Genomic DNA, 8439 nt, shown 5'->3' on the forward strand with positions numbered 1-8439 from the left:
CACCACGCCGAAGACGTACACCCCGCAGTTTGCCAAGGTGCGCCTGGTGCGTGACATTGACGGCAAGGTGATCCGCGAAGAGTGGTCGGACCCGACCACGGGGGAAGGCGCGTTCGAGGGTGTGGACGAAAACTACACGTACAGCGTAATCGCCATCTACCCGAGCGCCGATTTCCGCGCCGTCATCGCCGACCGCATCGAGCCCGAGGGCTACCCAGGATGACCACGCTGGCACTCTCGGCTGCTGCGCGCGCGGCTGCGCTCGTGTCAGCTCGACCTGCTGTGCTGCAGGCTCTGATCGACCTGGCCGACGCAGGCTCTGGTCCCGCGCAACTGGAAATCTACGGCACGACGCGCCCGGCCACCTCTGGTGACGTTCCGGGGGGCGCCGCCCTGGCAACCTTGGTGCTCACGAAGCCGTGCGGCACGGTCGAACTGACAGGGATTCTGCTCACGCAGGAGTCTGTGATCGGCGACCTGATCGCAGTCAACGGGGCAGCGGTGTGGGGCCGGCTGGCAACCAGTGAAGGTGACCCCATCGCCGATGGCGACGTGACCGACATGGCGGGCGACGGGCCGTTCAAACTGGACGGCGCTGACGGCGTGAATCTCTACGCAGGAGGCCGGGCGATACTGGGCGCAACGGCGCTCTCATGAGCACGAGCCTGATCTTCTCGGCCGCCCCAACCACTGGGCTGCCGGTACACCTGGTGTTCGGTGATGAGCCGACAGCCGACATCCCGAGCGTTGCCGTTTACGTCGAGGGGGTCTTCGACCTGGTAGCGGATGACGTTTTCGACCTGACAGGCGCGGTTGCGTTTGAATACGTGAGCGGGGCCGAGCGCCCCGACGTGGGCGAAGTGCGCTCTGTCTACCAAGGGGCCGCTGCGTCCCAGGAGCCGATGCGCGGTGTGTGGCAAGACAGCACGCCTCTCGTTCCCCACTGGCAGAGCCGTTGGCAAGACGCAGACCCCGTTGAGTCGCCCACCGACCTGCGATGGCAGGACCAAGAGCGCCTGCGCAGCGACAGCACGTCGCATTACCAGGAGGCGGCGCCCCTGCAGACGACACTGGGTTCCGAATTTCAGGACCAAATTCGACTGCGCAACGACGCCTGGGCTCGATTCCAAGAAGCGCTGGGCATACAAAGTGCGCGCACGACCAAGTTTCAGGACACCCTAAACGACCGGCGAAATTCAACCGCAGGGCGTTTTCAGGAAGCCGTCGGATACTGGAATTCAATTCTGGAAGGCTACCAAGATGCGCTGCCGTTCGGTGCACTGCTCGCCGGCCGATACCAAGAGGCCATGCCACCACCGGCGGGTATCTGGGTTCGGCCACCCGTGCCCGGACCGGACCCGTGCTACCTGCCTTCGTTGCCGGTACACCTGGTGTTCTCCGAGGCGCACGTCGATGCCGCGCACCTCGTTTTCATTTGCGAGCGGCACGGTGGGCCAACACCGGGCGGCACGGTCGTTGTCCCGATCAAAGAGGTCTACCTGGTGATCAACAGTGCAGTTCTGATTCGAGTTGAGGGTGCGGTGCCGATCCCCACGCTGTCCATGTCCATGTCGCTGGACGTGGACTCGTGGACGTGGAGCTTCAGCGCCTCCGTACCAGGCTACGCGCTGGCCGACATTGAGCCCGAGGACGGCGTGCCCGTGGACGTGCAGGCGACGATCAACGGCACGCCCTACCGCTTCATCGTGGAGTCTATCTCCCGCGAGCGCACGTTCGGCCGGAGCGACCTGCGCATAGGTGGCCGTGGCCGCGCGGCGGTGCTCGACGCCCCGTACGCGCCGATCATGAGCTTCGGCAACGAGTTTGGCCGCACGGCTGAACAGCTCATGAACGACATCCTGACCGACAACGGCGTGCCGCTGGGCTGGGACGTGGAGTGGAACCCGGACGACTGGAACGTGCCTGCGGGCGTGTTCAGCCACCAGGGCAGCTACATCACCGCGCTGAACCAGGTGGCCGGGTCGATCTCGGCGTACCTGCAGCCCCACAACACCGACGAGGTGCTGCGGGTCCTGTCGCGCTACCCCGTGGCGCCGTGGGACTGGGCGGGCGTCACACCCGACTTCGAGCTGCCATCGGCGGTGATGAGCCGCGAGAGCATCGAGTGGCGCGACAAGGCCCGCTACAACCGGGTGTACGTCATGGGCCAGCAGGTTGGGGTCAACGGCCGCGTGACGCGAGAAGGCACCGCTGGCGACTACCTGGCGCCCACCATCATCGACCCGCTGATCACCGAGGCGGTGGCCGCGCGCCAGCGGGGTATCGCCGTGCTGTCCGACACAGGCCGCATCGCCACAGTGGGCCTGCGCCTGCCGGTGCTCGCTGAGACCGGGATCATCGCCCCGGGCAGCTTCGTGCGCTACTTGGATGGGGGCATCGAGCGCATCGGTCTCACGCGCAGCGTGCAGGTCGAAGTTGGGCTGCCGTCTATCTGGCAAACCTTGGGGGTGGAAACACATGTCGAACCTGTTTAGCCGGTTCCAGAAGCTGATCCCCACCTACCCGTTGCGCGTGGGTGAGGTGATCGCCTATGCCGACGGCGTTGCCACCATCCAGGAGCAGGGTGGTATGGCTACTGCACGCGGGGAGGCCACCGTGGGTGACCGCGTGTTCTTCCGCAACGGCGCAATCGAAGGCCCCGCGCCGGACCTGACCATTGAGATTATCGAGGTATGACCATGACCTTCACGGTTGAACAACTCGCGGCGGCCACCAGCGCGCCGTACGGAAACGCGCAGACCTACCACCAGCCCCTGCTGGATGCCATGGGTCGATTCGACATCTGCTCTCTGCAGCGCCAGGCGGCGTTCCTCGCCACCGTGGCGGTGGAGTCGGCGCACCTGTCGGCGGTGGAAGAGGGCCTGTACTACAAGGACGCCTCACGGTTGGCGCGCATCTACCCCCGCGCGTTCAAGAGCATGGCTGACGCCGAGCCATACGCACGCAACCCCAAGGGCCTGAGCGAACTGCTCTACAAAGGCATGCATGGCAGAGGTTTGGTGCAGCTAACTTGGCGCAAAAACTACGAACGCGCCGGCGAGTCGCTGGGGTACGACTACGTGGGCAACCCCGCGCTGGTCACCACGCCAAAGCACGCCGCGCTGACGGCAGCCTGGTACTGGCACGACGCCAAGTGCAACGACCCGGCCGACAAGGGCGACATGACCGAGGTGACGCGGCGGGTGAACGGGCCAGCGCTCATGCACCTGGCCGAGCGCAAGGCGCAGTACGAGACTGCGCTGAAAGCACTGACATGATCGGGCTGCTCAAATTCTGGCGCGAGGCGCTGATCGTGGTGCTCCTGCTGGCGCTGGCCGGGCAGCAGGTGAGGGTGGCCGGCGAGAAGTCGGCGCATCAGAAGACGAAGGCCGACAACGCCGAGGTGCTGCGCGTGTTGGCCGACAAGACACTGAAGGCGTACCAGGCGGTGGTCGCCGAGGACGATGCGCGCAAGGCGGCCGTGGCCGCTCTGGACGAGAAACACACGAAGGAACTGAACCATGAAAAGCGCAAGCTGGAAACTCTGCAGTCTGATGTGCGCGCTGGCCGTGTCGGGCTGCGGATCAATGCCAAGTGCCCCGCCCCAACCGGAACTGGTGTGCCCCAAGCCCCCGGCGCCACCAGCGTGGTTGATGCAGGCGGCCCCCGACTTACTGACGCCGCTGAACGGGATTATTTCAGTCTCCGAGCCGGGATTGAAACTGCCCGCCAGCAAATAGCGGGGCTGCAGGATTACGTCAGGGGTGTTTGCCTGAAGTGATCAGGTTCAGGTCGTCCCTGCGCCACCCACTCTGCGTATAGTGCACGAAGTTTGGGGTGGCGCAGTGCCCTTCTCCAGAACGATCTCTAGGCGAGGACGAACACCTTGTCACCGCGAATCTCAACCACAGGGTGTGGGTACTGCTTGCGAAAAGCCACACGACGTTGATGCGAGTTCATACCTTCCTCCGACGCTTCGGCAGCGGGCACCACGCCTGCCAGAACGGATCACCGTGGTAGTCGCCGTATACCGCCACGCCGCCCGCGCCGAGCAGTTGGACCTTGGCGCCGCGAGGGCACGTGGTCATGTCCTCGTTCCAGAACACGTCGGTGGCGACGGCCACGGTCTGGTCGGCGTTGAGCTTGTGGGCCGGTTGTTCTGCTGTTTCGGTCATAGCGTGTTGCTTTCGTGCAGTTCTCGTTTTGCCGCGAGGTAGGCGGCCGATGCGGCTTCAGGTGTTGGGAAGCACCCCAGATACTTTCGGGCGCCTCTGGCTGCGATGCGCGCCATGTAGGGGTTGGGCAAACCCGGACGAGGCATCTTGAACACACCTATCGGTAAGTCTTCCTTCTTCCCGCGCATGAGCGCCCTGCGATTTTCAGCGTTGCCCATCGGGCAAACGACACGAAGGTTGTCCAATCGGTTGTCATATTTGTCGCCGTTCCGGTGGTCGATAATCCCGTTGGGCCAGTGACCATGTGTGTAGAACCATGCGACACGATGACTCCAGTATGTTTTGCCGTCGATGCGGATGTTGGTGTAGCGCAGTGTTGAGCACCCTGCAGGGCGACCGGCATGCTGCGTGTTCCAACTGCGCCATCGTCTTTCATCGCCGTCGAAATCTTCGAGGCCACGGGGGTGCCACGTGAACACGCCATTATCCGGGTCGTAGTGCAACACCTGTCTCAACCGCGCCAGTGAAATCCGTTTCATGGATTAACCTCGTAAATCAGTAGGTTATAGTTGCGCGCAAGAGACACAAGATGGTCGTTTCCCCCTGCACACACCAATGCGTCTGAGTGGAAAACAAGTGTGTAGTTCCGCGCCCGCTCCCGGGTTTCCACCGGCTGCATCGGGCAGATCGGGTAGACATCGACGGGCAGGCGGCTGCCGCGCGGCGGGTGGGACAGGCCGTTCGTCACGAAGCTGGTCGGGGTGATCCCGGCCATCAGTTCGGCATCGGCCAGGTGGTCGGCGGTTACGGGGCCGTGGAGGATCACTCGCATACGCGATACCTCACGATGTCGCCAGGGCGGCCGGTGTGACCCCAGTCAAAAGTTTGACCCTCACCGCGCGTCTGTCTACCCGAACGGGGCTGGAGGGCAACGACGACACCGGAAGCTACGGGACACGCACCGCCGGCCCAGTCGATCCACTCCGGCACACGCCCCACACCCTGCACCCCCTGGATCAGCCGCAGCACGCCGTCGATGTCGGGACCGCGCGCGGTGTACTCGGCGGTGCCCACTTGGAATTGGACTTCGTAGGTCATGGCTTGACCACCTTGTAGGCGACGATGTTCCGGTTGCGCAACTCGCCTGCGGTCCAGTCGGATTCCGGGGTCGTGTACGCTTTGTTGTCCCGTTCGGACCGGAACAACCAGCCCGCCATTGGTGTGTTAGGTGGCAGCTCGCGCGGGTGGCCTTCCACCCAGTCGCCTGAATCGTCGGGATACCAGGGGGTGGTGTCGGCCTTCGGCTCCATCATGAGGGCCGCCCACTTGACGAAGAACTCGCCAATCACCTTGATCTTGTCGTCGCCGCACTGCGCGCCGAAGAACTCTTGGTTCTGCTGTACCAGGCCCATCGCGGCGTTGAGGTCGCTGGTCGCTTGGAGCCAGAGGTTTTCGTAGATGGGCGGCTCGGGGTCTTTGCGCAAACCCATGTCCTGCGCAAATTTTTCGTTCTGCTCTGCGAACCCAGCCAAATCGCCCTCCGGCGCTTGCCCAGTAAGCGCTCGCAGCTCTTCTTTCAGGAGCGCGTCGAGGTGGACCTGCAGCGCGGTGCGGGTGGACTCGGGGAGCCCCGGGCCCATTACGGGCGGGCGAAGCTGGTTGGTGGTGCATTCGATGGCGGTACGGATGCGCGCGGTCAGTTGGTCGAGGTTCACATGGTGCTTTCTCCGACTCTTCGCCGGGGTTTGGTGTTTTGTTCGGAACGAGCCCACCTGTTGAACCCATCCATGTCGATCAGCAAGCGCCCATCCGGCGCCCGCACGTACTCGCGGCCCTCGACCCACACGCCGTCTTCGATCTTGCGGGCCAAGGCCTTCTCAGAATAGCCAGTCTCCTGGCAGAACAGGGGGATGCGTTTTAGCATGGTGCCCCCTTGACGTGCGGAACGCCGCGTGCTGTGGTCAGCGAGGCGATCAGCGCGTCGAACGACGCACCAGCAGGCGCTGGGTTGATCTCCAGCAGTTCCGTCGCCATGTCCTGCTGGGCCGCCTTCCACACCTTGCGCGCCACTTCCTTCGCTGCCGGGTTCAGCGCCACGCGCGCCGGGTTGCTGGTCCACCAGGATTCGAATCGTTTGTCGTTCATGGCATTGCCTTTCCAATTTCGGCGGCGGCGTGGGTTATGGCCCAGCGAGTGGCGGCGTGGGGGTCTGGAGTTATGTCGTACTCACGGTAACCAAAGTCGCCCTTGATACCGATACCCACCGCGTTGTCAAAGACCGTCACCGACATGCGCAACTTCACCGCCAGAAGCAGGGCATCGCCATCGTTGACGAGGGGGTTCCAGTAGCTCGTGATCGCACCCCGGCGAGAACCCAGTTCTAAGCACACACCGACTTCTTTATCCACCACGGTGTAGTTACAGAAATTCGGGTTCCGCAGGTTGTGCATGGCCTTCGCAGCCAGCTCCAACATTTCGTCTTCGCTCATCGCACACCTCCCCGCAACCGCGACTCGCGCACCCACCCGTCACGGCAGGCTGTGTCGCACCACCGCTGGTCGTCGGCAACGATCTCGTCGCAGTACAGGCACCGACCGGTGGCCGTGGGGCCAGTCGGCTTGCGGCTGGCTGCGAGCAGGTAAGGGGCCTCGCGCTCGGCGCGGTCTTGGCTCAGGTCGGCGTCATCCACGCTTCACCCCCTTCTTGACAGCCGCCTTGCGTGCTTCCTTGAAGAAAGCGAGGTCTGGCGACTTGTTCTGCAGCTTGGCGTTCAGCAGGCCCAGGCGGATGACACCTTGGATATTGGCCGCCGTGTTGTTGAGTTCGTGGGCCACTGCTGGCTCCACTTTGCCTGCGCGGATGTCTTTGTAGAGACCCGTCAATTCATTGGTGAGTGCTTCGAGGTTCATGGTGCGACTTTCTGTTTTCTGAGTTCACGTTTGATCAGCATCTGGGTGCGGAAGATCGGGAGCACTTCGTCGGGCACGTCCTTGCTGGTCAGACCGACAGACCCGTATCCGTGCGCCACGATGCCCCGAACACTGGCATCGTTGAGGTCCTGCCAGCGCTGGGCTTGGTTTGCCAGTCGGCGCTCGCGGTGGCGTTCATAGTCTGCGCGCCGGAGTTCCGCTACACGCTCGGGGTTGGCCTCCCTCCATCTGCGGACGCATTCGCGTTCCTTTTCTGGGTTGGCCTCGCGCCACGCTTTGTTGCGAGCAAGAATTTCCTCTTTCTTGCGCCGGTAGNCGCTCGGGGTTGGCCTCCCTCCATCTGCGGACGCATTCGCGTTCCTTTTCTGGGTTGGCCTCGCGCCACGCTTTGTTGCGAGCAAGAATTTCCTCTTTCTTGCGCCGGTAGTAGTCCTTCTTTTGCACGCTGACCTTGTGCTTTTTCCAGGTGAGTAGATGCGCGTCGTGTAGCACCGTCGGGTATCCGGTCATCCACGCTGGCGGCGTGTAGTACTCCGGCGCGAGCATCGAAGCGTCAAACTTGCGTCTTGGCATGTTGGCGCTCCAAAATCGCCGCATCAATCGCCTCGCGAACCGTGGGCTTCTGCGCGCCGACCTGACGCACAGGCGTGCCCTCCAGCACGGCGAACTGCCCGTCGATGCACATGACCTTCCACTGGTAGGTCTGCAGCGCGTCGAGGCGCAGCTTGTTCAGGTTGGCTTTGTAGAGGTGGGCGACGAAGCCCAGGCCCAGCAGCGCGAAGCCGATGAGGCCAAACCATTCGATTGGTGTCATTGGTGTTTCTCCAGGCGCTGGCGCACCATCTTGAAAGCGGTAACGAGGATGAAGAACGCTGCTCCGGCACCGAGGGCAAGCAGCGTCATGCCGATTGCAAAAATCCATTCGAGTGGGGTCATGTGCTCTCTCCTTTGTTGACGACCAGCAGTGCGGCGATGCACACACCGATGAAGACGCCTGCGAACAGGCCGACTGCGAGGCCGATGGTGAAGTCATCCATGGGTGGACTCCTTGTGGAATCGGATGTCAAAGTCCGCAAGGGCGTCGTCTGCGTGTTTGGAGCTGCCGAATTTCAGTTGAACGCCGATCCAAAGTTCCTTGCGATAGTCGCGCTGGGGGATCACTTCGAGCGGTTCGAGCATCTGAATCTGGCCGGGCTTGAACATCTCGGCGAGGTAGGCTTCGATGGCCGGTGCTACGCCGTCATGTGCACTACCCGGGGCGTCATAGAAAGCCATCATCGCCTTCCGTAAGCACTCACGGTTGAGTTCCATCACACACCTCCTTCCGTCTTGCC

The 8439-nt window shown here is 63.0% G+C and carries 17 protein-coding genes; 6 read left to right on the top strand and 11 right to left on the bottom strand.

Annotation, left to right across the window (positions count from 1 at the left end; translation table 11 throughout):
- From I6F10_RS19365 to I6F10_RS19390, 6 genes are all read left to right on the top strand, one after another.
- Window positions 1–223 (top strand): hypothetical protein (locus tag I6F10_RS19365; protein WP_197099270.1); only part of this gene is annotated, 223 nt, incomplete at its 5' end.
- Window positions 220–657 carry a hypothetical protein gene (locus I6F10_RS19370; protein ID WP_114488115.1) on the top strand — a complete coding sequence of 146 codons (438 nt, stop codon included), beginning with the start codon at window positions 220–222 and terminating at the stop codon, window positions 655–657. The genes I6F10_RS19365 and I6F10_RS19370, both read left to right, overlap by 4 nt.
- Window positions 654–2495 carry a hypothetical protein gene (locus I6F10_RS19375; RefSeq protein WP_197099271.1) on the top strand — a complete coding sequence of 614 codons (1842 nt, stop codon included), beginning with the start codon at window positions 654–656 and terminating at the stop codon, window positions 2493–2495. The genes I6F10_RS19370 and I6F10_RS19375 overlap by 4 nt, the downstream gene beginning before the upstream one ends.
- On the top strand, window positions 2479–2697 hold the full coding sequence (locus tag I6F10_RS19380) for a hypothetical protein (RefSeq protein WP_114488314.1): 219 nt from the start codon (window positions 2479–2481) through the stop codon (window positions 2695–2697). Before I6F10_RS19375 ends, I6F10_RS19380 begins: the two co-directional genes overlap by 17 nt.
- A gap of 2 nt (window positions 2698–2699) precedes the next feature.
- Window positions 2700–3278 (top strand): glycoside hydrolase family 19 protein, encoded by a 579-nt coding sequence (locus tag I6F10_RS19385; protein WP_181870817.1) that lies wholly within the window; start codon window positions 2700–2702, stop codon window positions 3276–3278.
- Window positions 3275–3781 carry a lysis protein gene (locus tag I6F10_RS19390; RefSeq protein WP_114488316.1) on the top strand — a complete coding sequence of 169 codons (507 nt, stop codon included), beginning with the start codon at window positions 3275–3277 and terminating at the stop codon, window positions 3779–3781. The genes I6F10_RS19385 and I6F10_RS19390 overlap by 4 nt, the downstream gene beginning before the upstream one ends.
- 175 nt (window positions 3782–3956) lie before the next feature.
- Here I6F10_RS19390 and I6F10_RS19395 read toward each other — a convergent pair whose 3' ends face one another.
- From I6F10_RS19395 to I6F10_RS19445, 11 genes are all read right to left on the bottom strand, one after another.
- Complete coding sequence (locus I6F10_RS19395; protein WP_114488317.1) at window positions 3957–4175, bottom strand: hypothetical protein; 219 nt, start codon at window positions 4173–4175, stop codon at window positions 3957–3959.
- A complete protein-coding gene (locus I6F10_RS19400; RefSeq protein WP_114488318.1) occupies window positions 4172–4714 on the bottom strand; it encodes an HNH endonuclease signature motif containing protein in 543 nt (180 codons plus the stop codon). The genes I6F10_RS19395 and I6F10_RS19400 overlap by 4 nt, the downstream gene beginning before the upstream one ends.
- The gene (locus I6F10_RS19405; RefSeq protein ID WP_114488319.1) at window positions 4711–5007 is read right to left on the bottom strand and encodes a hypothetical protein; all 297 of its coding nucleotides are present in this window, start codon (window positions 5005–5007) and stop codon (window positions 4711–4713) included. Before I6F10_RS19405 ends, I6F10_RS19400 begins: the two co-directional genes overlap by 4 nt.
- Before the next feature lie 262 nt (window positions 5008–5269).
- A complete protein-coding gene (locus I6F10_RS19410) occupies window positions 5270–5890 on the bottom strand; it encodes a hypothetical protein (protein ID WP_114488321.1) in 621 nt (206 codons plus the stop codon).
- Complete coding sequence (locus I6F10_RS19415; RefSeq protein ID WP_114488322.1) at window positions 5887–6099, bottom strand: excisionase; 213 nt, start codon at window positions 6097–6099, stop codon at window positions 5887–5889. The genes I6F10_RS19410 and I6F10_RS19415 overlap by 4 nt, the downstream gene beginning before the upstream one ends.
- On the bottom strand, window positions 6093–6320 hold the full coding sequence (locus I6F10_RS19420; RefSeq protein ID WP_114488323.1) for a hypothetical protein: 228 nt from the start codon (window positions 6318–6320) through the stop codon (window positions 6093–6095). The genes I6F10_RS19415 and I6F10_RS19420 overlap by 7 nt, the downstream gene beginning before the upstream one ends.
- Entirely contained in the window at window positions 6317–6664 is a 348-nt protein-coding gene (locus I6F10_RS19425; RefSeq protein WP_114488324.1) for a hypothetical protein, read from the bottom strand. Before I6F10_RS19425 ends, I6F10_RS19420 begins: the two co-directional genes overlap by 4 nt.
- A gap of 192 nt (window positions 6665–6856) precedes the next feature.
- Complete coding sequence (locus tag I6F10_RS19430; RefSeq protein ID WP_114488325.1) at window positions 6857–7084, bottom strand: hypothetical protein; 228 nt, start codon at window positions 7082–7084, stop codon at window positions 6857–6859.
- A gap of 574 nt (window positions 7085–7658) precedes the next feature.
- Window positions 7659–7919 (bottom strand): hypothetical protein, encoded by a 261-nt coding sequence (locus I6F10_RS19440; RefSeq protein WP_114488327.1) that lies wholly within the window; start codon window positions 7917–7919, stop codon window positions 7659–7661.
- The gene (locus tag I6F10_RS20405; RefSeq protein WP_267907111.1) at window positions 7916–8041 is read right to left on the bottom strand and encodes a hypothetical protein; all 126 of its coding nucleotides are present in this window, start codon (window positions 8039–8041) and stop codon (window positions 7916–7918) included. Before I6F10_RS20405 ends, I6F10_RS19440 begins: the two co-directional genes overlap by 4 nt.
- 93 nt (window positions 8042–8134) lie before the next feature.
- On the bottom strand, window positions 8135–8439 hold a 305-nt coding region (locus I6F10_RS19445; RefSeq protein ID WP_231620012.1), incomplete at its 5' end, for a hypothetical protein.

The sequence above is a fragment of the Pseudoalteromonas sp. SWYJZ98 genome (assembly GCF_015864495.1).
GTDB classification, from domain to species: domain Bacteria; phylum Pseudomonadota; class Gammaproteobacteria; order Enterobacterales; family Alteromonadaceae; genus Pseudoalteromonas; species Pseudoalteromonas distincta.

What these genes read in the sequence shown, in the direction of transcription:
- I6F10_RS19370 (WP_114488115.1), top strand. Translation starts at nt 220, where the DNA reads ATGACCACGCTGGCACTCTCGGCTGCTGCGCGCGCGGCTGCGCTCGTG.
- I6F10_RS19375 (WP_197099271.1), top strand. Translation starts at nt 654, where the DNA reads ATGAGCACGAGCCTGATCTTCTCGGCCGCCCCAACCACTGGGCTGCCG.
- I6F10_RS19380 (WP_114488314.1), top strand. Translation starts at nt 2,479, where the DNA reads ATGTCGAACCTGTTTAGCCGGTTCCAGAAGCTGATCCCCACCTACCCG.
- I6F10_RS19385 (WP_181870817.1), top strand. Translation starts at nt 2,700, where the DNA reads ATGACCTTCACGGTTGAACAACTCGCGGCGGCCACCAGCGCGCCGTAC.
- I6F10_RS19390 (WP_114488316.1), top strand. Translation starts at nt 3,275, where the DNA reads ATGATCGGGCTGCTCAAATTCTGGCGCGAGGCGCTGATCGTGGTGCTC.
- I6F10_RS19395 (WP_114488317.1), bottom strand. Translation starts at nt 4,175, where the DNA reads ATGACCGAAACAGCAGAACAACCGGCCCACAAGCTCAACGCCGACCAG.
- I6F10_RS19400 (WP_114488318.1), bottom strand. Translation starts at nt 4,714, where the DNA reads ATGAAACGGATTTCACTGGCGCGGTTGAGACAGGTGTTGCACTACGAC.
- I6F10_RS19405 (WP_114488319.1), bottom strand. Translation starts at nt 5,007, where the DNA reads ATGCGAGTGATCCTCCACGGCCCCGTAACCGCCGACCACCTGGCCGAT.
- I6F10_RS19415 (WP_114488322.1), bottom strand. Translation starts at nt 6,099, where the DNA reads ATGCTAAAACGCATCCCCCTGTTCTGCCAGGAGACTGGCTATTCTGAG.
- I6F10_RS19420 (WP_114488323.1), bottom strand. Translation starts at nt 6,320, where the DNA reads ATGAACGACAAACGATTCGAATCCTGGTGGACCAGCAACCCGGCGCGC.
- I6F10_RS19425 (WP_114488324.1), bottom strand. Translation starts at nt 6,664, where the DNA reads ATGAGCGAAGACGAAATGTTGGAGCTGGCTGCGAAGGCCATGCACAAC.
- I6F10_RS19430 (WP_114488325.1), bottom strand. Translation starts at nt 7,084, where the DNA reads ATGAACCTCGAAGCACTCACCAATGAATTGACGGGTCTCTACAAAGAC.
- I6F10_RS19440 (WP_114488327.1), bottom strand. Translation starts at nt 7,919, where the DNA reads ATGACACCAATCGAATGGTTTGGCCTCATCGGCTTCGCGCTGCTGGGC.
- I6F10_RS20405 (WP_267907111.1), bottom strand. Translation starts at nt 8,041, where the DNA reads ATGACCCCACTCGAATGGATTTTTGCAATCGGCATGACGCTGCTTGCC.